The organism is Citrobacter sp. Cb028 (assembly GCF_030336705.1).
Classification (GTDB): Bacteria; Pseudomonadota; Gammaproteobacteria; order Enterobacterales; family Enterobacteriaceae; genus Citrobacter; species Citrobacter braakii.
In genome coordinates this window covers 1543734-1567167 of record NZ_JAOWCZ010000034.1, presented here as the reverse complement: position 1 = coordinate 1567167, position 23434 = coordinate 1543734, and the positions used below count along the sequence as shown (strand labels likewise).

22 protein-coding genes are annotated in these 23434 nt (G+C 51.4%); 16 read left to right on the top strand and 6 right to left on the bottom strand.

The features are described from left to right. Nucleotides 1–10 precede the first annotated feature (10 nt). From ycjQ to OGV75_RS17120, 7 genes are all read left to right on the top strand, one after another. Nucleotides 11–1063, top strand: a complete 1053-nt coding sequence (gene ycjQ / locus OGV75_RS17150; protein WP_286480950.1) for a D-guloside 3-dehydrogenase — start codon at nt 11–13, stop codon at nt 1061–1063. Between the two features lie 16 nt (nt 1064–1079). Then, entirely contained in the window at nt 1080–1868 is a 789-nt protein-coding gene (gene ycjR / locus OGV75_RS17145; RefSeq protein WP_047358100.1) for a 3-dehydro-D-guloside 4-epimerase, read from the top strand. 10 nt (nt 1869–1878) lie between these two features. Then, a complete protein-coding gene (gene ycjS, locus OGV75_RS17140) occupies nt 1879–2934 on the top strand; it encodes a D-glucoside 3-dehydrogenase (protein WP_016153222.1) in 1056 nt (351 codons plus the stop codon). Next, on the top strand, nt 2931–5207 hold the full coding sequence (locus tag OGV75_RS17135) for a glycoside hydrolase family 65 protein (RefSeq protein ID WP_286480949.1): 2277 nt from the start codon (nt 2931–2933) through the stop codon (nt 5205–5207). The genes ycjS and OGV75_RS17135 overlap by 4 nt, the downstream gene beginning before the upstream one ends. Further along, the gene (gene pgmB, locus OGV75_RS17130) at nt 5204–5872 is read left to right on the top strand and encodes a beta-phosphoglucomutase (protein ID WP_046274543.1); all 669 of its coding nucleotides are present in this window, start codon (nt 5204–5206) and stop codon (nt 5870–5872) included. Before OGV75_RS17135 ends, pgmB begins: the two co-directional genes overlap by 4 nt. Nucleotides 5873–5882: 10 nt before the next feature. Next, nucleotides 5883–6965: an ABC transporter ATP-binding protein gene (locus tag OGV75_RS17125; protein ID WP_016153219.1), complete on the top strand. Its 1083-nt coding sequence runs from the start codon at nt 5883–5885 to the stop codon at nt 6963–6965. Nucleotides 6966–7034: 69 nt separating this feature from the next. Further along, complete coding sequence (locus OGV75_RS17120; RefSeq protein ID WP_286480948.1) at nt 7035–7940, top strand: OmpG family monomeric porin; 906 nt, start codon at nt 7035–7037, stop codon at nt 7938–7940. A gap of 29 nt (nt 7941–7969) precedes the next feature. Here OGV75_RS17120 and OGV75_RS17115 read toward each other — a convergent pair whose 3' ends face one another. After that, the gene (locus OGV75_RS17115; RefSeq protein WP_286481021.1) at nt 7970–8980 is read right to left on the bottom strand and encodes a LacI family DNA-binding transcriptional regulator; all 1011 of its coding nucleotides are present in this window, start codon (nt 8978–8980) and stop codon (nt 7970–7972) included. 228 nt (nt 8981–9208) lie between these two features. Between OGV75_RS17115 and pspE the strand changes: the two genes are divergently transcribed. The 4 genes from pspE to tyrR all read left to right on the top strand — a co-directional run bounded on the left by pspE (nt 9209) and on the right by tyrR (nt 13816). Further along, nucleotides 9209–9526 (top strand): thiosulfate sulfurtransferase PspE, encoded by a 318-nt coding sequence (gene pspE, locus OGV75_RS17110; protein WP_286480947.1) that lies wholly within the window; start codon nt 9209–9211, stop codon nt 9524–9526. Between the two features lie 142 nt (nt 9527–9668). Then, nucleotides 9669–11066: a YcjX family GTP-binding protein gene (locus OGV75_RS17105; RefSeq protein ID WP_016153215.1), complete on the top strand. Its 1398-nt coding sequence runs from the start codon at nt 9669–9671 to the stop codon at nt 11064–11066. After that, a complete protein-coding gene (locus tag OGV75_RS17100) occupies nt 11063–12124 on the top strand; it encodes a YcjF family protein (protein ID WP_016153214.1) in 1062 nt (353 codons plus the stop codon). The genes OGV75_RS17105 and OGV75_RS17100 overlap by 4 nt, the downstream gene beginning before the upstream one ends. Nucleotides 12125–12271: 147 nt before the next feature. Next, nucleotides 12272–13816, top strand: coding sequence for a transcriptional regulator TyrR (gene tyrR / locus OGV75_RS17095; protein ID WP_016153213.1), 1545 nt, complete (start codon nt 12272–12274; stop codon nt 13814–13816). Between the two features lie 677 nt (nt 13817–14493). On the opposite strand, the gene tpx is transcribed toward tyrR, so the two are convergent. Beyond that, on the bottom strand, nt 14494–15000 hold the full coding sequence (gene tpx / locus OGV75_RS17090; protein WP_016153212.1) for a thiol peroxidase: 507 nt from the start codon (nt 14998–15000) through the stop codon (nt 14494–14496). Between the two features lie 115 nt (nt 15001–15115). Between tpx and ycjG the strand changes: the two genes are divergently transcribed. Further along, complete coding sequence (gene ycjG / locus OGV75_RS17085) at nt 15116–16081, top strand: L-Ala-D/L-Glu epimerase (RefSeq protein WP_016153211.1); 966 nt, start codon at nt 15116–15118, stop codon at nt 16079–16081. Here ycjG and mpaA read toward each other — a convergent pair. After that, nucleotides 16056–16784, bottom strand: coding sequence for a murein tripeptide amidase MpaA (gene mpaA / locus OGV75_RS17080; RefSeq protein WP_046274548.1), 729 nt, complete (start codon nt 16782–16784; stop codon nt 16056–16058). The two genes, ycjG and mpaA, sit on opposite strands and share 26 nt — an antisense overlap. A gap of 184 nt (nt 16785–16968) precedes the next feature. Here mpaA and mppA point away from each other — a divergent pair, with 184 nt between their 5' ends. Further along, on the top strand, nt 16969–18582 hold the full coding sequence (mppA, locus tag OGV75_RS17075; RefSeq protein ID WP_016153209.1) for a murein tripeptide ABC transporter substrate-binding protein MppA: 1614 nt from the start codon (nt 16969–16971) through the stop codon (nt 18580–18582). A gap of 107 nt (nt 18583–18689) precedes the next feature. Here the strand turns inward: mppA and OGV75_RS17070 are convergent, their stop codons facing one another. Further along, nucleotides 18690–19460: a DeoR/GlpR family DNA-binding transcription regulator gene (locus OGV75_RS17070; protein WP_286480945.1), complete on the bottom strand. Its 771-nt coding sequence runs from the start codon at nt 19458–19460 to the stop codon at nt 18690–18692. A gap of 117 nt (nt 19461–19577) precedes the next feature. Between OGV75_RS17070 and OGV75_RS17065 the strand changes: the two genes are divergently transcribed. Together OGV75_RS17065 and OGV75_RS17060 are read left to right on the top strand one after the other, a co-directional pair. After that, nucleotides 19578–19961, top strand: a complete 384-nt coding sequence (locus OGV75_RS17065) for a VOC family protein (protein ID WP_080860668.1) — start codon at nt 19578–19580, stop codon at nt 19959–19961. Between the two features lie 215 nt (nt 19962–20176). Beyond that, nucleotides 20177–20584 carry a cupin domain-containing protein gene (locus tag OGV75_RS17060; protein ID WP_172864449.1) on the top strand — a complete coding sequence of 136 codons (408 nt, stop codon included), beginning with the start codon at nt 20177–20179 and terminating at the stop codon, nt 20582–20584. A 201-nt stretch (nt 20585–20785) separates the two neighbouring features. Here OGV75_RS17060 and OGV75_RS17055 read toward each other — a convergent pair whose 3' ends face one another. Then, complete coding sequence (locus tag OGV75_RS17055; RefSeq protein WP_094169159.1) at nt 20786–21817, bottom strand: mechanosensitive ion channel family protein; 1032 nt, start codon at nt 21815–21817, stop codon at nt 20786–20788. 243 nt (nt 21818–22060) lie between these two features. Between OGV75_RS17055 and OGV75_RS17050 the strand changes: the two genes are divergently transcribed. Further along, nucleotides 22061–22321, top strand: a complete 261-nt coding sequence (locus OGV75_RS17050) for a DUF2534 family protein (protein ID WP_003020403.1) — start codon at nt 22061–22063, stop codon at nt 22319–22321. Nucleotides 22322–22369: 48 nt separating this feature from the next. Here the strand turns inward: OGV75_RS17050 and uspE are convergent, their stop codons facing one another. After that, nucleotides 22370–23320, bottom strand: coding sequence for a universal stress protein UspE (uspE, locus tag OGV75_RS17045; protein WP_286480943.1), 951 nt, complete (start codon nt 23318–23320; stop codon nt 22370–22372). Between the last annotated feature and the right edge of the window lie 114 nt (nt 23321–23434).

Below are 23434 nucleotides of genomic sequence, written 5' to 3'. Positions count from 1 at the left end.
GGAGTTGTAAATGAAGAAGTTAGTTGCCACAGAACCGCGTGTTGCGGCGCTGGTGGAATATGAAGACAGAGCTGTATCCGCCAATGAAGTGAAAGTTCGCGTTCGCTTTGGTGCGCCAAAACATGGCACGGAAGTGGTCGATTTTCGCGCTGCCAGTCCGTTTATTGACGAAGATTTCAACGGCGAATGGCAAATGTTCATGCCGCGTCCGGAAGGGGCGCCGCGCGGGATTGAATTCGGCAAGTTCCAGCTTGGCAACATGGTGGTGGGCGATGTTATTGAGTGTGGCAGCGATGTGACCGAATACGCGGTTGGCGATTCAGTTTGCGGCTACGGTCCACTGGCCGAAACGGTTTTCTTTAGTGCGGTAAACAACTACAAACTGCGCAAAATGCCGGAAGGTAGTTCGTGGAAAAATGCCGTGTGCTATGACCCGGCACAGTTCGCCATGAGTGGCGTGCGCGACGCCAATGTGCGTGTCGGCGACTTTGTTGTCATCGTCGGCTTAGGGGCGATTGGCCAGATTGCCGTCCAACTGGCTAAGAAAGCGGGAGCCTCGGTGGTCATTGGCGTGGATCCGATTGCCCATCGTTGCGATATCGCGCGTCGCCATGGCGCGGATTTCTGTCTGAATCCTATTGGCACCGATGTCGGCATGGAAATTAAGAAGCTGACCGGCAAGCAGGGCGCGGATGTGATTATCGAAACCAGCGGCTATGCGGATGCGTTGCAATCGGCGTTACGCGGCCTGGCCTATGGTGGAACCATCTCCTATGTTGCTTTCGCGAAACCTTTTGCAGAAGGCTTCAACCTGGGGCGTGAAGCGCACTTCAACAACGCCAAAATTGTCTTCTCCCGTGCCTGCAGTGAGCCAAATCCGGATTATCCGCGCTGGAGCCGCAAGCGTATTGAGGAGACCTGTTGGGAACTGTTGATGAACGGTTACCTGAACTGTGAAGAACTTATTGACCCGGTAGTGACATTTGCCAGCAGCCCGGAAAGCTATATGCAGTATGTCGATCGCCATCCGGAAAAGAGCATCAAAATGGGCGTGACGTTTTAATTAAGGAATGCAGAAGATGAAAATTGGAACACAGAACCAGGTTTTTTTTCCGGAAAATATTCTCGAGAAATTCCGTTACATCAAAGAGATGGGGTTTGACGGTTTTGAAATTGACGGCAAGCTGCTGGTTAACAACCTGGCAGAAGTGAAAGCAGCAATCAAAGAAACAGGCCTGCCCGTCACCACCGCCTGTGGAGGATATGACGGTTGGATCGGTGATTTTATCGAAGAGCGTCGTTTGAATGGCTTACAGCAGATTACCCACATTCTCGAAGCGCTGGCCGAAGTCGGTGGGCAGGGCATTATTGTACCCGCTGCATGGGGCATGTTTACCTTCCGCTTACCGCCGATGACCTCTCCGCGCAGCCTGGCAGGCGATCGTAAAGCAGTAAGTGATTCATTGATTTATCTCGATAAAGTTGCCGAGCGTACGGGGACGGTGGTGTATCTGGAGCCGCTTAATCGCTATCAGGATCATATGATCAACACCCTGGCGGATGCCCGTCGCTATATCGTGGAAAACAACCTGAAGCATGTGCAAATCATTGGTGATTTTTACCATATGAATATCGAAGAAGACGATATGGCTCAGGCGCTGCATGACAATCGCGATCTGCTGGGACACGTCCATATTGCGGATAACCATCGTTATCAGCCGGGGAGCGGTACGCTGGATTTCACTGCGCTGTTTGATCAGTTGCGTGAAGATAATTATCAGGGTTACGTCGTGTACGAAGGGCGTGTACGGGCAGAGAACCTGCCGGAAGCGTACCGTCAGTCACTGGCCTGGCTGCGTACCTGCTAAGAGGATTTCTGTGAAAAGTGCACTGACAAGCTCTCCGCTACGCATCGCCATTATCGGCGCCGGGCAGGTGGCGGATAAAGTTCACGCTTCGTACTACTGCACCCGCAACGATCTGGAACTGGTGGCTGTCTGTGACAGCCGCCTGTCACAGGCGCAGGCGTTGGCAGAGAAATACGGCAATCCGCAGGTTTGGGACGATCCTCAGACGATGCTACGCGAGGCTAAGCCAGATATCGTCAGCATCTGTTCACCCAATCGTTTTCATTATGAACACACTATGTTGGCGCTGAACGCCGGATGCCATGTGATGTGTGAGAAACCTCCGGCGATGACGCCAGCCGAGGCGCTGGAAATGTGTAACACGGCGCGTCGAAGGGGGAAAGTTCTGGCTTATGATTTTCATCATCGTTTCGCACTGGATACGCAGCTGCTTCGTGAGCAGGTGATGGCCGGCGTGCTGGGTGAAATCTATGTCACCAATGTCCGCGCTTTGCGCCGCTGCGGCGTGCCCGGCTGGGGGGTATTTACCAACAAAGAACTGCAGGGCGGCGGGCCGCTGATTGATCTCGGCATCCATATGCTTGATGCCGCCATGTATGTGCTGGGGTTTCCGGCAGTAAAGCGTGTTAACGCACACAGTTATCAACGCATTGGCACGCGTAAAAACAGCGGCCAGTTTGGGAAATGGGATCCCGAGACGTATACCGTGGAGGATTCTCTGTTCGGGACGATTGAATTTCATAACGGCGGTATCCTGCGACTGGAAACCTCTTTCGCGCTGAATATCCCGGAACAATCGATTATGAACGTAAATTTCTGCGGCGATCTGGCAGGGGCGACGTTATTCCCGGCCCAGGTTTATACCGATCGTGAGGGTACGCTTGACGTACTGCTTCAGCGTGAAATGGCCGATGACAATCGACATTATCGCAGCATGGAAGCTTTTGTGAATCATGTCCAGGGCGAGCCTGTCACTATTGCTGACGCAGAGCAAGGCGTCGTTATTCAACAACTGGTTGCCGCACTGTATCAATCGGCTGAAACAGGGACCTACGTAGACTTATGACGAGGCCAGTAATGCTAACTGAACCGGCTTTTTGCCCACACAACCTGAATAAATATGCGTCACTCATGACGACCGGTAACGGTTATATGGGGATTCGCGCCAGCCACGAGGAAGCCTACACCTTACAAACTCGCGGCATGTACCTTGCTGGACTGTATCACCGGGCAGGGAAAGGTGAGATTAATGAACTGGTTAATCTGCCTGATGTGGTGGGGGTGGAGATTTCACTCAATGGTGAGATTTTCTCGCTCACCAGCGGCGTTATCGAAAGCTGGCAACGTGAACTGGATTTTTCCAGTGGGGAATTACGCCGTGCGCTTACCTGGCGTGCGTCTGGCGGGGCGCGTTTTGCCATTGAGAGCCGGCGATTTGTCTCGGCACAAAAACTGCCGCTGTTTGCTATGGAAGTTGTCGTCACGCCACTGGATGGCGATGCCAGCATTGGTATCTCGACCGGAATTGACGCCACGATGACCAATCATGGTCGTCAGCATTTGGATGAAACGCAGGTTCGGGTCTTTGGCCAGCATCTTATGCAAGGGATTTACACCACCCAGGACAACCGCAATGATATCGCTATCACCACGTATTGCGATGTAGACGGTGCAGCGCAGCGCTGCTTCACTGCGAAAGAACGTCGGTTGTTACAACACAACAGCGTGCAGGCGAAAGCCGGACAGCGCGTCACGCTGACAAAAATTAGCTGGGTAGACTGGGCGAGCGAACGCAGCCTGTCGCTTGAGACCTGGGGACGCCAGTCGCTGCGCAACCTGGAAGCGTGCGCGCAGCAGGGCTATGACGCTCTGCTGGCGGAGTCGGCTGCTAACTGGCATGCCTGGTGGCAAAATCGTCGCGTTCAGGTCACCAGCACTGATGCCAGCGATCAGCGAGCGCTGGACTATGCGCTCTATCATCTGCGTGTGATGACTCCTGACCACGATGAGCGCAGCAGTATTGCGGCCAAAGGTCTGACGGGGGAAGGGTATAAAGGCCACATATTCTGGGATACCGAGGTCTTTCTGTTACCGTTTCATCTCTTTACCGAGCCGAAAACCGCGAGAAGTTTGTTGCGTTACCGCTGGCATAATCTGTCGGGGGCGCGTGAGAAAGCCCGCCGTAACGGTTGGCAGGGAGCGCTTTTCCCTTGGGAAAGCGCTCGCAGCGGTGATGAGGAAACGCCTGAATTTGCGGCGATCAACATCCGTACCGGACTGCGTCAGAAAGTGGCCTCCGCGCAGGCTGAACATCACCTCGTGGCGGATATTGCCTGGGCGGTAATCAATTACTGGCATGCTTCAGGGGATCTAAACTTCATGTCCCGTGAGGGAATGACGTTGCTGCTGGAAACGGCGAAGTTCTGGATCAGCAGGGCGGTCATGGTTAATGATCGTTTAGAGATCCACGATGTGATTGGCCCGGATGAATACACTGAGCATGTGAACAACAACGCGTTCACCAACTACATGGCCTGGTACAACGTGGAACAGGCGCTGGGCTTTGCCCGTCGGTTGGGCTGCGGTGATGAGACGTTTATTCACCGCGCAGAGTATTTTTTACAGCATCTCTGGCGACCGCAAATTCAGCCCGATGGCGTGCTACCTCAGGACGATACCTTCCTGAGCAAACCGACTATCGATCTGTCACAGTACAAAGCCAAAGCGGGCAAGCAGACGATTTTGCTCGATTACTCCCGTGCAGAAGTCAATGAGATGCAAATTCTCAAACAGGCCGATGTGGTGATGCTGACCTACATGTTACCGGAGCAATTTTGCCCGCAAACCTGTCTGGCAAACCTGCGCTTTTACGAGCCGCGCACAATTCATGACTCCTCGTTGAGTAAAGCGATCCACGGGATTGTGGCAGCGCGTTGCGGTGATCCGGCACAGGGCTATCGGTTCTGGCGTGAAGGATCGCTTATCGATCTCGGGGAGGACCCACATAGCTGCGATGACGGCATTCATGCTGCGGCAACGGGCGCCATCTGGCTGGGCGCAATCCAGGGATTTGCTGGCGTGAATATTCGCCACGGGGAGTTACACCTTGCTCCTGCCTTACCGGCTCATTGGCAAACGCTGTCTTTCCCGCTGCGCTGGCAGGGCATCGATATGCAGGTAATCATTAATGCGGCTGAAATCCGTATTAACAGCACTGAGCAGATTGTCCTTTGGGTCAATGGTGAAAAGGTCTCCGTGCAGGGGGAAACCGTAATCCGCAATGACGCCATTATTTCGCCCACTTATGGGACCGCTACCACAGAAAGGGGCGATGAATGATACTCAAACCACAGGCCATCATTTTTGATTTGGATGGCGTGATTACCGATACCGCGCATCTGCATTTTCTGGCCTGGCGGCAGGTAGCCGATGAAATAGGGATTGTGATCGACGAAGCATTTAATGACAGCCTGAAAGGGATTAGTCGCGGCGAATCACTACAGCGTATTTTGCACCATGGTGGGAAGGCGGGGGCGTTTTCTCCCGAGGCCTGCGCACAATTGGCCGAGAGAAAAAACAGACTGTATGTCCATTCTTTGCGCCAGCTGACGGTTAACTCGGTATTACCGGGAATACGTGAGCTGTTGATGACGTTGCGGGAAGAACGGATTCCGGTGGGATTGGCCTCTGTGTCGCGCAATGCCCCGGCTATTTTACAAGCGCTTAATCTTAGCTCTTGCTTTGATTTTTGTGCGGATGCGGCATTGCTCACCCGCTCGAAACCGGATCCGGAAATTTTCCTGGCAGCCTGCGCGGGTCTTGGCGTTGACCCGCAACAATGTATTGGCATAGAAGATGCACAAGCGGGAATTGATGCAATCAACGCCTGCGGCATGCTTTCTGTCGGCATCGGTAAAGGGCTGAATGGGGCAGACTTGCTGCTTCCGGCAACCGAATTTCTGACGTGGCCGTGCTTATCGGCTTTCTGGCAACACGACAAGTAAAGGATTCAACATGGCACAGCTTTCGTTGCAACACATTCAAAAAATTTACGACAACCAGGTACACGTCGTTAAAGACTTCAATCTGGAAATTGAAGATAAAGAGTTTATTGTTTTTGTTGGACCTTCCGGCTGCGGGAAGTCAACTACGTTGCGCATGATCGCCGGTTTGGAGGAGATCAGCGGCGGCGATCTGCTGATTGACGGTAAACGGATGAACGATGTGCCGGCGAAATCACGCAACATTGCGATGGTTTTTCAGAACTACGCGTTGTACCCACACATGACCGTCTATGACAACATGGCGTTTGGTCTGAAAATGCAGAAAATAGCGCCTGCTGTGATTGAGGAGCGCGTCAACTGGGCGGCGCAGATCCTTGGTCTGCGCGATTATCTGCAGCGTAAACCCGGCGCGTTATCCGGTGGTCAGCGTCAGCGTGTGGCGCTGGGGCGTGCGATTGTACGTGAAGCGGGGGTCTTCCTGATGGATGAACCCTTATCGAATCTCGATGCCAAACTTCGCGTTCAGATGCGGGCTGAAATTAGCAAACTGCATCAGAAACTCAATACCACCATGATCTATGTTACCCACGACCAAACCGAAGCCATGACTATGGCGACGCGTATTGTGATTATGAAAGATGGCATCGTTCAGCAGGTTGGTGCGCCGAAAACGGTTTATAACCACCCGGCTAATATGTTTGTCGCCGGATTTATTGGCTCACCGGCCATGAACTTTATTCGTGGCGCGATTGATGGTGATAAGTTTGTTACTGAAACACTGAAATTAACGATTCCACAAAATAAATTAGCACAATTAAAAGCTCAGGGTTATGAACATCAGGCGGTCACTCTGGGAATTCGTCCTGAAGATATACACCCGCAGCTTAATAACGAAAATAGTATATCGGCAAAAATTAGCGTTGCAGAATTAACCGGCGCTGAATTTATGCTTTATACCATTGTTGGGGGGCATGAGTTGGTGGTCCGTGCTGGGGCAGTGAATGATTATCATGCAGGAGAAAATATCACTATTCATTTTGATATGGCGAAATGCCATTTCTTTGATGCTGAAACTGAAGTGGCTATTCAATAAAATTCCGGGGGGAATAAATCCCCCCCAAGCCTTGGGGCATTTTTGCGAGTATTTTAACAAGGAATAATAATGAAAACCCTACTGTCCGCTACTGCGCTGATTATGAGCGCAGGAATGGCCTGCGCGCAGGCTGCTGAAAATAATGACTGGCACTTTAATATTGGTGCTATGTACGAAATAGAAAACGTTGAAGGTCAGGGCGAAGATATGGATGGACTGGCTGAGCCGTCCGTCTATTTCAACGCATCTAATGGGCCATGGAAAATATCGCTGGCCTATTATCAGGAAGGACCGGTTGATTACAGCGAAGGTAAGCGTGGTACCTGGTTTGATCGTCCGGAACTGGAAATTCGCTATCAATTTCTGGAAAGTGAGGATGTTAATTTCGGTTTGACCGGTGGCTTCCGTAATTACGGTTATCACTATGTCAATGAACCAGGAAACGACACCGCTAATATGCAGCGCTGGAAAGTTCAGCCGGATTGGGATGTTAAACTGACCGACGACCTGCGCTTTAGCGGTTGGCTGTCGATGTATCAATTCGTTAATGATTTGAATACTACTGGCTACTCCGATAGTCGTGTCGAAAGCGAGACCGGTCTGAATTACAGGTTTAACGAAACGGTGGGCTTAACGGTCAACTATTACCTTGAGCGCGGCTTTAACCTGGCTGATTCGCGCAATAATGGTGAGTTCTCTACCCAGGAAATTCGTGCATATTTACCGTTGTCTTTAGGCAATACCACCCTGACGCCGTATACCCGTCTGGGGCTTGAACGCTGGTCAAACTGGGACTGGCGAGATGATCCGGAACGTGAAGGCCATAATTTCAATCGTCTCGGTTTACTGTATGCATATGATTTCCAGAATGGTTTATCAATGTCACTGGAGTATGCCTATGAGTGGGAAGATCACGACGAAGGCGAAAGCGACAGATTCCATTATGCTGGTATAGGCGTGAACTACGCATTCTAAAATATACTGGGGCATTTATGCCCCAGTTTTTACACCAGTGAGTCTGCCAGCGATATTTGTGTGCTCACCGTGATATTTTGTAATCCTTTCTCGCCCGCAATCAGGTTAAATAATAAATTACAGCTTTGTTCACCCAACTGCTGGGTAGGCACATCAATTCCCCCAGGAACGGGCGTGAGCATAAAAGACAACAGCTCATTACTGTAGCCCACAACGGCAAGTTGTTGTGGGATGGTTATATTTTTCTCAGCCGCCACGCGATATAAGCTCATTAATTTCAAGCTGTCGGTGGCGAATATGGCATCGGGTAACGGCTGCTGACTCAGTAATTTTAGTGAAGCAAGCAGGGCTGTTTCATGGGTATAGCCCCCGTCAACAATCCATTCATCGCGCATTTTAATATTATGCGCCTGAAGGCTGGCTTTATATCCGTTAACGCGATCGATAGAAACATGAACATCAAGCGGCGCGTGCAAACAGGCTATATTACGGTGTCCACTCTCAATCAGCGCATCAGTTAGTGTAATGCTGTCGCGATAATTATCGGTGTCTACAGAATAGACATTGGCGTAATCGCCTTCAACCTTTCCAATAACCACGACCGGTACGTTGTATTTATCCAGCCTTGCAAAAAAAGATTCATCTGCGGGAGAGCTCAGCATAATGATACCTTTGATCAATTTCTGCTTAATTTTGCTCTCACATTTTTGTAAATCATCTTCAGTGCTTCGCGACGTCTGTAATATGACATCAAAACCGACCTCTTCAGCCTTGGCAGTAATAGCATGCAGCACTTCAGAGAAAAACGGATTACCGGCAGTTGTTTTTGCTGAACGGGTAGATATCACCATTATTGCATCAAACCCGGAAGAGGTGAGTGCGCGAGCAAGTTTATTGGGCTGGTACTGTAACTCATCAATAGCACGCAGCACTTTTTCAAGCGCTTCCGGCGAGATATTGGTTTGCTTATTAAGCACGCGCGATACCGTGGATTTTGATACGCCAGCGGCTCGTGCAATATCATAAATGGTAGGAGACATAGATCCCAAGCTCCGTCCGAGAGTCAATGGCGAACATATTATGGAGTTAATTGGCGAATGACAACAATATCGGAATGCGGGCAGAAAAATCAAAAAACTAACTGCAGTATGCGCAACCAGAGGAAGTCTCGTCCACGGGTGCAGAGGGTGATAATGCGGTCGCAATATTTTCTTAAGAACTGGCGTATAGTGTGTTGGTTAAATCCAACTATCAGTCAGGAAGATATTATGTTGAAAAAAGGCGTATTAGCGTTGGCACTGGTCATCAGCATGCCGGTTTTTGCAGCCGAGCACTGGATTGATGTTCGCGTTCCTGAACAGTATCAACAGCAGCATATTCAGGGAGCGGTCAACATTCCATTAAAAGAGATGAAGGCGCGGATCGCTGCTGAAGTTCCTGATAAGACCGACACTGTGAAGCTGTACTGCAACTCCGGGCGTCAATCGGGGCAGGCGAAGGATATGTTGACGGAAATGGGCTACACGCAGGTGACCAACGAAGGTGGCATCAATCAGATAGCGCTTCCTAAAGTCGAGAATCAATAAACCGCTCGCATTCCTTCTGCTTCAGGCGGTAAGAATAATGCCGCCTGTTACAGCTCAGGTAGTTGATAAGTAAGAATTGACCCCTATCTTTACTTCCTGTTTGTTATAATTTCTTCGGTTCCTTCAGCAAAACGGGATGGCGATGAAGCGACTTAAAAATGAACTCAATTCGCTGGTTAATCGCGGCGTAGACCGGCATTTGCGCCTGGCTGTCACCGGACTTAGCCGTAGCGGTAAGACGGCATTTATCACCGCGATGGTAAACCAGTTACTCAATATTCATGCCGGTGCGCGTCTGCCGTTGCTCAGTTGCGTGCGCGAAGAGCGTCTGCTCGGCGTTAAACGGGTTCCACAACGCGATTTTGGTATTCCGCGCTTTACCTATGATGAGGGACTGGCGCAGCTGTATGGCTCTCCGCCGACCTGGCCGACACCTACGCGCGGTGTGAGTGAAATACGGCTCGCGCTGCGCTACAAATCCAATGATTCTTTACTGCGCCACTTTAAAGACACCTCCACGCTGTACCTGGAAATCGTCGATTATCCGGGGGAGTGGCTGCTCGATTTACCGATGCTGGCCCAGGATTATCTCAGCTGGTCGCGGCAAATGACCGGATTATTACAGGGACAGCGGGGCGAATGGTCGGCAAGATGGCGGCAGTTATGCCAGGGGTTGGATCCGCTGGCGCCTGCTGATGAAAACCGTCTGGCGGAAATCGCTGCCGCCTGGACGGAGTATCTGCACCAGTGCAAGCAGCAGGGACTGCATTTTATTCAGCCGGGCCGTTTTGTTCTGCCCGGAGATATGGCGGGCGCGCCTGCGCTGCAGTTCTTCCCGTGGCCGGACGTTGATGCCTGGGGGGAATCGAAGCTGGCGCAGGCAGACAAACACACCAATGCGGGCATGCTGCGCGACAGGTTTAATTATTACTGTGAAAAAGTCGTGAAGGGATTTTATAAGAATCACTTCCTGCGCTTTGACCGTCAGATTGTGCTGGTCGATTGTCTGCAACCGCTCAACAGCGGGCCACAGGCGTTTAACGACATGCGTCTGGCACTCACCCAACTGATGCAAAGCTTCCATTACGGACAGCGTACGCTGTTTCGTCGGCTGTTTTCCCCGGTGATCGACAAACTGCTGTTTGCCGCCACCAAAGCCGACCACGTCACGGTCGATCAGCACGCCAATATGGTGTCGTTATTGCAGCAGTTGATCCAGGACGCCTGGCAAAACGCCGCGTTTGAAGGTATCAGCATGGATTGTCTGGGACTGGCATCAGTACAGGCAACCACCAGCGGCCTGATCGATGTGAAGGGCGAAAAGATCCCGGCGCTGCGTGGTCATCGTCTGAGCGATGGTGAACCGCTAACCGTTTATCCGGGGGAAGTGCCCGCGCGTTTACCTGGACAAGCATTCTGGGACAGCCAGGGCTTTCAGTTTGAAGCGTTTCGCCCGCAGGTTATGGATGTTGATAAACCCTTACCGCATATTCGTCTTGATGCCGCGATGGAGTTTTTAATAGGAGATAAATTGCGATGAGCGAGCCGTTAAAACCGCGTATCGATTTCTCAGGTCCGCTGGACGTGGAACAAAACGCGGCGTTTAAAGCGCAGCAGATGTTCAACGAAACGGAGGCGCAGACTTTTTCTCCGGCGACAGTGGATGAACCTCTGCAAGACGAAGGTCAGGCAGAAGCCGTCATTGATGCGGCCCTACGCCCCAAACGCAGTTTGTGGCGCAAAATGGTGATGGGCGGGTTGGCGCTGTTTGGCGCGAGCGTTGTCGCTCAGGGCGTACAATGGACCATGAACGCCTGGCAAACTCAGGACTGGGTCGCGCTGGGAGGATGTGCCGCTGGCGCATTGATTATCGGCGCAGGTGTCGGATCGGTTGCGACCGAGTGGCGTCGGCTATGGCGTTTGCGCCAGCGTGCGCACGAGCGCGATGAAGCGCGTGATCTGCTCCACAGCCATGGAACCGGAAAAGGTCGCGCATTTTGTGAAAAGCTGGCGCAGCAGGCGGGTATCGATCAGTCCCATCCGGCACTACAGCGCTGGTATGCCTCAATTCATGAAACGCAGAACGATCGCGAAGTCGTCAGCCTGTATGCCCATCTTGTGCAGCCGGTGCTGGACGCGCAGGCCCGACGTGAGATTAGCCGTTCAGCGGCGGAGTCCACGCTGATGATTGCCGTCAGTCCGCTGGCATTGGTGGATATGGCGTTTATTGCCTGGCGAAACCTGCGGCTGATTAATCGCATCGCATCGCTGTATGGCATTGAACTCGGTTATTACAGCCGCCTGCGTTTGTTCCGCCTGGTGCTGCTAAATATCGCTTTTGCCGGGGCCAGTGAGCTGGTGCGGGAAGTGGGAATGGACTGGATGTCGCAGGATTTAGCCGCCCGCTTATCGACGCGTGCCGCGCAGGGTATTGGCGCGGGATTATTAACGGCGCGTCTGGGTATTAAAGCCATGGAACTTTGCCGACCGTTGCCGTGGATCGATGACGATAAGCCACGACTGGGCGATTTTCGCCGTCAACTGATTGGTCAGGTGAAAGAAACCTTACAAAAGAACAAATCACCGCGCGAAAGTTAGCTAAAAATTGGGCGCCAGTCGTTTAACTTTACGTCCCGGCGCCTGATTTTCCAGCGAGCTGTCAATATTTGTTGACAGAGTTCTTCCTGCAAACCCAATACTGTCTTATCATTTAATACATAATCCCTTATCCAGGTGAAGGTTCCTATGCGTTTGGAAGTCTTTTGTGAAGACCGACTTGGTCTGACCCGCGAATTGCTCGATTTACTGGTGCTGAGAAGCATTGATTTACGCGGTATCGAGATTGACCCCATCGGGCGGATTTACCTCAATTTTGCGGAACTGGAGTTCACCAACTTCAGTAGCCTGATGGCTGAAATCCGCCGTATTTCAGGGGTTACGGATGTGCGTACCGTGCCCTGGATGCCTTCCGAACGAGAACATCTTGCGTTGAGTGCGCTGCTTGAGGCGTTACCAGAACCGGTCCTTTCTCTGGATATGAAAAGCAAAATCGAGATGGCGAACCCTGCGAGCTGTCAGCTTTTCGCGCACACTCAGGATCGGATGCGCAATCATACCGCCGCCCAGTTAATCAATGGGTTTAACTTCCAGCGCTGGCTCGAAAGCAATCCGCAGGATTCTCATAGCGAGCATGTCGTAATTAACGGACAGAACTTCCTGATGGAGATTACGCCTGTCCATTTGCAGGGTGAAAATCAGGAGCAGATGCTGACCGGTGCTGTTGTCATGCTGCGCTCCACCATCCGGATGGGGCGTCAGCTGCAAAATATGACTACGCAGGATCTGAGCGCGTTTAGCCAGATTATTGCCGTCAGCGCCAAAATGAAACACGTAGTGGAACAGGCGCGTAAGCTGGCGACACTGAGTGCGCCGCTGCTGATTACTGGTAATACCGGCACCGGCAAAGATCTCTTTGCCCATGCCTGCCACCTGGCAAGCCCGCGTGCGTCGAAGCCGTATCTGGCGCTGAACTGCGCGTCAATTCCTGAGGATGCGGTCGAAAGTGAGCTGTTTGGCCATGCCCCGGAAGGCAAAAAAGGCTTCTTTGAGCAGGCGAATGGCGGCTCGGTTCTGTTAGATGAAATTGGCGAAATGTCGCCGCGTATGCAGACCAAATTGCTGCGTTTTCTCAATGACGGCACGTTCCGCCGCGTGGGAGAAGATCACGAAGTTCATGTTGATGTCCGCGTGATTTGCGCGACGCAAAAGAACCTTGTGGAAATGGTGCAGAAAGGGCTTTTCCGTGAAGATCTCTATTATCGACTGAATGTACTGACGCTAAATCTGCCGCCGCTACGCGATTGCCCGCAGGATATTATGCCGCTTACCGAACTGTTTGTGGCGCGCTTCGCCGACGAGCAGGGCGTGCCGCGTCCGAAGCTATCTGCCGATCTCAGCACGGTGTTAACCCGCTACGGTTGGCCGGGCAACGTGCGTCAGCTTAAAAATGCCATCTACCGGGCGCTGACCCAGCTTGAAGGCTATGAGCTGCGGCCGCAGGATATTTTACTGCCGGATTACGATGCGGCAACGGTTGCGGTCGGAGAAGAGGTGATGGAAGGATCGCTGGATGAAATTACCAGCCGCTTTGAACGCTCTGTGCTGACGCAGCTTTATATGAATTATCCCAGCACGCGCAAACTGGCCAAACGCCTCGGCGTTTCGCATACCGCGATTGCCAACAAATTGCGTGAATACGGCCTGAGCCAGCAGAAAAAAAGCGAAGAGTAACGCGGTAAATGAAAATGCCTCCTGGCCGGAGTAATGCTTGTCAGTTAAGCATTATGGAGAACATGTGATTTCGGCTCAGGGTTCCGTTCACCTCAGTGGTATCACTTTTCTGAAGCGCAGATATCTGTGAACGTGCAAGGGAGGCTCACCGCCGCCTCCCTTGCAACCCAGGCTCCCGGCGGGAAAATCGTCGCTGTGCGATTCATTCGTCTTATGCCCTCTGCCCGCATCCCTGCGGGCAGACCCGGTCAGCCGTCAACGCCTCATCGATTTTCAGCCGGACCGGGGTCATCGCTGCTGCGCACTGACTTCCAGTTAAATCTGTTTTGCTGTTCAGATATATTCCAATAAAAGTGCAGGAGGTCAGGTGTGGGCTGGTCCGGCTGAAAATTGCCGACGTGTTTCCGTAAGGCCGGGAGAACCCGCAGGGATGCGGGTTCAGGGCGCGTTTTGCAGGGATGCTACCTCGCGCCCGGCCCGGTAGCCTGGAGGAATAAACGGAGGGAACCGCGGAGCGGCAATTTTCCAGCCGGGAGCCGGGATTGTTAAGGGTACGGCGATAGTACCCTTAACACGTTCACAGGTCGTATTGCCTCAGAGAAGTGACAAACATAAGGTGAACGTAGCAATACGCCGGAGGCAACAGATTCATTACCTCCGTATGTGCAAGACGTGGTTTAAGCTTTCAGTACGTCCAGCGCAGCAGTGTAGTCTGGCTCGTTGGTGATTTCATTGACCAGTTGGCTGAAAACGACGTTGTCATTTTCATCAATAACGACCACGGCACGTGCGGCCAGACCTTTCAGTGGGCCTTCAGCGATTTCTACGCCGTAGTTTTTCAGAAATTCTGCGTTGCGCAGGGTGGACAGCGTGATAACGTTGCTCAGACCTTCCGCGCCGCAAAAACGTGAATGGGCGAATGGCAGGTCGGCCGAAATGCACAGTACGACGGTATTGTCGATTTCTGTCGCCAGTTGGTTAAACTTACGTACCGATGCCGCACAAACGCCGGTATCGATGCTTGGGAAAATATTCAGCACTTTGCGCTTGCCTGCGAACTGGCCCAGCGTAACGTCAGACAGGTCTTTAGCCACAAGGGTAAAAGCCTGAGCTTTGCTTCCAGCCTGAGGAATTGAGCCGGCAACTGTAACCGGGTTGCCCTGGAAATGAACGGTTTGTGACATGGTTATCTTCCTGTTTACATATAGTTAACGTCGAGGCTAGTTTATGCCATCAGCAGTTAACACGGCAAACGCTATTTGCGGATATCCGCTTCAGGGACTGCATTAAGGAAAGCAAATGAGAACAGTTAAGGTATATGAGGAAGCCTGGCCGCTGCACACTCCCTTTGTTATTGCCCGTGGGAGCAGAACCGAAGCGCATGTGGTGGTGGTTGAAGTGGCAGAAAACGGCGTCACGGGTATCGGCGAGTGCACACCGTATCCGCGCTATGGTGAAAGCGATGCCTCAGTGCTGGCGCAAATTATGAGCATTGCCCCACAACTGGAAAATGGACTGACGCGTGAAGAGCTGCAAAAGCTGCTGCCAGCGGGAGCCGCGCGTAATGCTGTGGACTGCGCGTTGTGGGATCTGAGTGCGCGTCAACAGCAACTGTCACTGGCAGAGTTGGTGGGAAGTGAACTGGCGGAAGTGGTGACGACGGCGCAAACCGTGGTAATTGGCACGCCGGAACAAATGGCGGTGAGTGCGGCTGCACTGTGGGAAAATGGCGCGAAACTGCTAAAAGTTAAACTGGATGCGCGCTTGATTAGCGAGCGGATGGTCGCTATTCGTGCTGCGGTGCCTGATGCCACGATTATTGTCGACGCCAATGAATCCTGGCGGGCAGAAGGTCTGGCGGCGCGCTGCCAGCTTCTGGCTGATTTAGGGGTGGCGATGCTGGAGCAGCCGCTGCCAGCGCAGGACGATGCCGCATTGGAAAATTTTGTGCATCCGCTGCCGATCTGCGCAGATGAAAGCTGCCACACCCGCAGCAGCCTGAAAGCGCTGCACGGGCGCTATGAAATGGTCAATATCAAACTGGATAAAACAGGCGGCCTGACGGAGGCGCTGGCGCTGGCAACCGAAGCCCGCGAGCAGGGATTTGCGCTAATGCTGGGCTGCATGTTGTGTACTTCCCGGGCGATTGGCGCGGCGTTACCCCTTACGCCGCAGGTTAACTTTGCCGATCTTGATGGCCCTACCTGGCTTGCCAGCGACGCCGAGCCGGCCCTGCATTTTACGACCGGACAACTTCATCTCTAGGATGCCAGCGCAGGAGATTGGACATGGCCAGCAGGTATTTCTCGCTCGCTTCATCTGAAGAGATGGGCGGAAATTCGGCGGTTATACAGTGTAAGTTCAGGTCTGCGCACCAGCTTCCAAATGAGCCGGGCGTTTCATAACCTACGCTGGTGACGAGAGGTAATTCAAACGACTGCGCCAGCCACGCGCCTAATTCGCTGCGCCTGGGATCCTCAATACAGGCCAGCGGATCGTGAAAAGAGATCACCCACGCAGGATGAATTCGGTGAATAAGCTGGCACAGCGCCTGGGTTTCTGGTTCTGAGCCCGGATTTTCGCCGGTCAACAACACCACATCGCGTTCTTCTGCGCTGCTGTTCCAGCGATACACCGTTTCACCCGCTTTCCAGTTGGCAGCGGGAAAGTTACGGTTTAGATCCACTCCGTTCGCATTTGCGCGCAGCCCGAGCTGGCAACCGTCAGGGTTAACCGCCAGCACCACATGGTGACGACGTAGGGAAGGATTAAGCGTACGCAATGCGCAGGAAAGGGTGACAACCGATGCGTTTTCGTCGCCGTGCGTTCCTGCCAGTATCAGACCGCTTTCACGATCGGCCGCCATTGCGGGAAACCAGATTAGCGGCGCGCCTAATAATGAACGTCCGTAATGTTCGGTTCCAGGTGGGAATGCGCCGCGCTCGGCACGGGGTCGGGTAACGGTCATAGTCATCTCTGAATGCGTGGATTGTTACTCGCAGTGTTGTGCAAAATGTATGGATAATCAAATCGTTTTCACACACTTATCTTTTCAGATGTAATATTATTTCCTTGTCGAAAGTTAATTGCATTTCCTGCTGGCGATACAAATAATTACACATTCACTTAGTAGCCGGAATTGAGGGTATTTTATGCAGCATTCTGTTTCAGTAACCTGTTGTGCGCTATTGGTAAGCAGCATTTCATTATCCTGGGCTGCTGATGTTCCCAGCGGAACGGTACTGGCAGAAAAACAAGAACTGGTGCGTCATATCAAAGACGAACCGGCGTCATTGGATCCGGCAAAAGCCGTCGGGCTTCCTGAAATTCAGGTTATTCGTGATTTATTTGAAGGGCTGGTCAACCAGAATGAGAAGGGCGAGATTGTGCCCGGTGTTGCCACTCAGTGGAAAAGCAACGATAACCGTATCTGGACGTTTACGCTGCGCGACAATGCGCAATGGGCAGATGGTACGCCGGTAACGGCGCAGGATTTTGTCTATAGCTGGCAGCGTCTGGTTGACCCGAAAACGCTGTCGCCGTTTGCCTGGTTTGCTGCGCTGGCGGGTATTAACAACGCACAGGCGATCATCGATGGAAAAGCCTCGCCAGATAAGCTCGGCGTTAGCGCGATCGATGCGCGTACATTGAAGGTCCAACTTGATAAACCGCTGCCATGGTTTGCCAATCTGACGGCGAGTTTTGCTTTCTATCCAGTACAAAAAGCTAATGTTGAGAGCGGTAAAGATTGGACCAAACCGGGTAATCTAATTGGTAACGGCGCTTATGTGCTCAAAGATCGCGTGGTGAACGAAAAACTGGACGTTGTGCCGAACACGCATTATTGGGACAACGCCAAAACGGTGCTGCAAAAAGTCACCTTCCTTCCTATTAACCAGGAATCGGCAGCGACCAAGCGCTATCTTGCTGGTGATATCGATATTACCGAGTCGTTCCCGAAAAACATGTATCAGAAACTGTTGAAGGACATCCCGGGCCAGGTTTACACCCCGCCGCAGCTTGGCACTTACTACTATGCCTTTAATACCCAGAAGGGACCGACTGCCGACTCACGCGTGCGCCTGGCGCTCAGCATGACTATCGATCGCCGCCTGATGGCGGAGAAGGTTCTGGGTACCGGCGAAAAGCCCGCATGGCATTTTACGCCGGATGTAACGGCAGGGTTTGTGCCGGAACCTTCACCGTTTGAGCAAATGAGTCAGGAAGAGCTGAACGCGCAGGCGAAAACGCTGCTGCGTGCGGCGGGCTATGGTCCACAGAAACCACTTAAACTGACGCTGCTGTATAACACCTCTGAAAATCATCAGAAGATTGCTATTGCTGTCGCGTCTATGTGGAAGAAAAATCTCGGCGTTGACGTGAAACTGCAAAACCAGGAGTGGAAAACTTATATCGATAGCCGCAATACCGGCAATTTTGATGTGATCCGCGCCTCGTGGGTGGGCGATTACAATGAGCCATCTACGTTCCTGTCGCTATTAACATCAACCCATACGGGCAATATCTCCCGCTTTAATAATCCGGCGTACGATAAAGTGTTGACCCAGGCAACCCTGGAGAATACGCAGAAAGCACGCAATGCTGATTATAACGCTGCGGAGAACATTCTGATGGAACAGGCTCCCATTGCGCCGATTTATCAGTACACCAACGGGCGTTTAATTAAACCGTGGCTGAAAGGGTATCCGATTACTAACCCTGAAGATGTGGCTTATAGCCGCACAATGTATATTGTGAAGCACTGATATAGCTGGCCTGTTCGGGACATTGCATTGGCGATTTCCCGAACAGACAAGGCTGTAGGGAAGGTGGGTCATGAAAGCAATGGAAAAGTATCACCCAATAGAATGGGTTACACTGTATAAATACGAATGTCGTGCGCCTGAAACGCCGTGGCATACTCTTTGCTGATATTTTCCTCGACGACAATTACATCGATATTGCTACTTTCGGTAACGACATAACGGGCGACGGCCGGGATCTTTTCAGCCGTCAGCGCGACAATGGTTTCATTACACTGTTTGATCACCGCTTTTTTGAACTCACAATCCGCGTAATCAAATCCGGTTAAGCCGGATTCAGGCGACATCGCGCAGCCGCCAATAAATCCCTGATCGAATAAAATGCCCTGCACCTGCGAGATAGCGGTGGCACCCACGCACCCTCCAGAAGATCGTTGCACCGCGCCGCCCAGCATAATGACATCAAACAGTGGTTTTTTTAGTAAAACGGCGGCAATCTCCGGGGAATTTGTTACCACGGTTAACGCCAGCTCGGCGGGTAGGGCTTCAGCCATCGCCAGATTAGTACTGCCCGTGTCGATAAAAATGCAGCTTCCGGATTTGACCATCCGGGCGCATCTCTGCGCGATATTGCTCTTTTTCGCCACATTAATACTCTTGCGCACGGTGATGTCTGCGGATTCAGGGAGTGCAATGACCGCGCCGCCATAGACTTTTTTACACACGCCATCTTTACTCAGTTCATGCAGATCGCGGCGGATTGTATGTTCCGAAACGCCTAACCTGCTGGCGAGTTCGGAACAGATGACTCTGCCGTTTTCCTGCAGGATCTGATAGATAAGCGCCTGGCGCTGTTCAGGGAATGCTGCGTAATCGAGCATCAATACTCCAGTGAAATAAACATCGAGCAATAACAAGCATAATTGTGCATTATGGTTCACGATGTCAACATCCCTTTAGGGAACCTATTGTTTGGATACAACAAGAAGAGGTTAGCTATGAAGGTTGCGCATGTGGCGTTATGGACACGGGATCTTGAGCAACAAGCTCAATTCTGGGTCACGTTTTTTGACGCAAGGATCAACGAAAAATACTGCAGTAAAACCAATCCTGGATTTGAATCCTATTTTGTCAAAATTGGTGAGGATATCGCGATTGAGTTAATGACTAAGCCTGGACTGACAAAACATGCTCCCGACAATAACACCTCAGGATGGGTGCATCTCGCCATTTCAGTTGGCGGCAGTGAAAACGTTGATGCCTTGGCGATGCGTGCAAAAGAACAGGGGATATTAGTTTCTGACCCGCGCACCACCGGTGATGGCTATTACGAAGCGGTGATACGCGATCCTGACGGCAATTTGATTGAAATTGTGGCCTAAGGCTTCACGCCATCTCCAGTAGAAATGTTGTACGTGTTACCGACTATTGATGAGCATGATTCATAAGGTTGTCCTTCTTTTCACCTCTAATCACCCGCCTGTCGAGTCTCTATAATTTTTATAGTTTTCAGCATCGGTGGCGCGTGCTGCCACCGTTTTGGAGAGTCTAAATGCAAAATCAACGGAATACCGTCTCTAGCGCCGGCGCGGAGATTATGAATCAACAATTTGATGGTAACAGCGTCTTTCCTCGCGGAGAGAAAAATGAAGCGTATGCGAAATATTTCACTGGCGACAGCTATCTGACCATGCTCTCCATGGAAGGCGTGGTCATTGGTAACGTAGCATTTGAGCCGGGCTGTCGTAACTTCTGGCATATCCATCATCAAGGGGGACAAATCTTGCTGGTGACCGGCGGCAGAGGCTGGTATCAGGCGTGGAATCAACCGGCGCGCGAACTGAAAACTGGTGATGTCGTACACATCCCGGCGGGAATGAAACACTGGCACGGTGCTGCGCGTGATAGCTGGTTTGCCCATATCGCTGTGGAAATCCCGGCAGCTGGCGCATCGAACGAGTGGCTTGAACCGGTAAGCGACACTGAGTACAACCTGCTCCCCTGAGCTGTGCGGGGCACGCGTTCTGCAGGTAAAGAATCCGATGCCCGAAGTGAATCAGTTTGAGCTGATTATTGATACAGTCCTGTATCTACATGACCTGAATCCGTATATTCCAACGCTGGTGCTGGTACTGCTTTGTCATTGATATTGCCTCATTGAAATAAGTGCAGAAAAAAGACGCGGATTTCCGCGCCTTTTCTTTTGTTAGTGTGTCGATGGCGATACTTCAGGATTATCCATATACAGCGTCTGGCTGGGGAACGCAAAGTCGGCGTCGTGTGCCTTGACTATCGAAATAATCTTTAAATAAACGTCCTGCTGTACCGCAAGCCATTCCTGCCACACGGTGGTTTTCGTGAAGCAATACACCATGATATTCAGCGATGAATCGGCGAATTCATTAAAATAAACCAGCAGGGTTTGTTTCTGGTCTATTCCCGGATGGTTTTGCAGCATTTCTCTGACCGACTCGACAACGGCACTGACTTTATCAGCATCTTCATATCGTAACCCGATCACCGTTTTGATGCGGCGATTCGTCATCCTTCCTGGGTTTTCTACGCTGATAGAGGAGAAAATCGAGTTCGGGACATATAACGGACGATGATCGAAGGTGTTTATTTTGGTCATTCGCCAGCCGATTTCCGTAACTGTACCTTCAATATTGCGGTCCGGGGAGCGGATCCAGTCGCCGATGCTAAAGGGTCTGTCGAAGTAGAGCATAATCCCTGAGAAAAAGTTGCTCAGAATGTCTTTGCCTGCCATACCTACAGCGATACCGCCGATGCCGCCGAAGGTTAACAGGCCGGATAAGCTCATACCGAAATGTTCGCCATACAGCAAAATGATGGCAACCACGATGGTAATTTTGATGATGCGCGACAGGATCCTCGCGCTGGTGATATCTCTGCCTTTATTAATCTGCGTCTTTTCAAACTGATTAATTACCAGAAAAAGTTTGATGGTAAGGATCAGCGCAATCAACGAGGTGCAGATAAAGTCGACCACGCTGGAGGAGATAAATTTCAGGCTGTAATTTTCGATAACGTTATTAGCAATACTGCCTAACGTCCCGATGATAATGGCATAGACAAAAAATTGCGCGGCATGAAATATGAATCCTTTGCAGCGACGCTCTCCACGATGATACCAGACGCTCATCAGAACCAGCGCGGCACAGCAGCTGAGAATTACGGTCAAATTAAACGCATTATTTATAAACAGTTCAGCGATCATGATTCTTCCAACAGCTCCGTGGTAGTGAAATATCTTCTGATATCCTAATCCTCGAATATTTTACTCAGTTCTGGCGGTCAGATCATTAATCCATAGGGGAGATATATAATGCAATTAGCGCTATTTTCGGCGAAATAGCGCTGGTATCCACCCTGAAAGCGGTTTATGTAGCAGACAGTCAGTTGATGTCATGGTATTGTTGGCGCAAAGTAACAAGGTTTTCATCTGCAAAAGGACAGTACTATGATCATGGCTAAGCTGAAGACAGCGAAGGGACGGAAGTTTCTGTTGTGCCTGCTTGGGGTGTTTATTATCGCAGCGTCGGTCGTGACGCGAGCGACGATCGGTGGTGTGATTGAACAGTATGACATTCCGCTATCCGACTGGACCGCTTCAATGTACGCCATTCAATCGGCAATGATTTGTGTCTACAGCATGGTGTTTACGATTCTGTTGGCTATCCCGCTGGGAATCTATTTCCTCGGCGGCGAAGAGCAACACTAAGCGTTTGTTATGCCGGATGAGATCGCCATCCGGCATTGAGTTGTGTGGTTAATCGTCTTCTTCATCATCCAGTTCAACTGGCGTCTGATATTCATCCGGCTTGATGACCAGCAGGTCGCAGCGTAGGTGATCGATAACCTGTTCAGCGGTGTTACCAAGGAACGCGGCAGAAATACCGGTACGACCGACGGTACCCAGTACTACAATACCCGCCTGCAAGTGCTCGGCTAAATCAGGAATGACCTCTTCAGGCAATCCTTTTTCAACGTGCGTCACTTTCTCATCGATACTGAATTTCTGGCGCAACGCCTTCATGGCCAGCAGATGCTGTCCGCGGATCGCGTCGTTATAAACGCTGGGTTCAAACTCAGGTAGTTCAATTGCGATATTGATTGGCGTAACAGGGTAGGCGCCAACCAGATGCACTTCAGTATGGTTAACCTGTTCTGCTAGTTGCAGCGTCTCTTTGACCAGTTTTTCATTGAGCGCGTTGTGATAAGGCTCTTCACTGGCGAGGTTCACCGCAACCAGCGCTTTACCCTCTTCAGGCCATGGCTGATCTTTAACCATCCATACCGGGCTTGGACATTTGCGCAATAAATGCCAGTCGGTAGGCGTGAAAATTACGGCTTCGAGGCGGTCGTGTTGGTGTGCCATTTTGAGGACCAGGTCATGCTGAGCGCTAATGACTTCCTGGATGATGGCTTCAAAGGGACGGTTATGCCATACCACTTTAATTTCAAGAGGGATCCCTGCTTCGATGTAGTATTTTGCTTGTTCACGGATCCATGCTGTTCGCTGGCTGATGACCCCCTGACGCATTGCCGTACGCTCATCGGGCGACAGCAGGGTAGTCATCTCGTAGGAAAAGTCATAGATTGGCAAAAAGGCTTTAATTTTGCCACCAATCCGTTGATGCAAATAAACAGCTCGCCGTAATGCTGGTTGATCGTCCTGGTTTGGATCGATGACGACCAGCATATTTTTATACATAGCCATACAGGGTCTCCTTACAACTGTCATCGCAGTTTGTAATTAAAAGAGTAACCCAATAATGTGGATTGAAACAGGGGAGAACCTCCTGCCAGATCAATAAATCGGGAAAATTTAGCG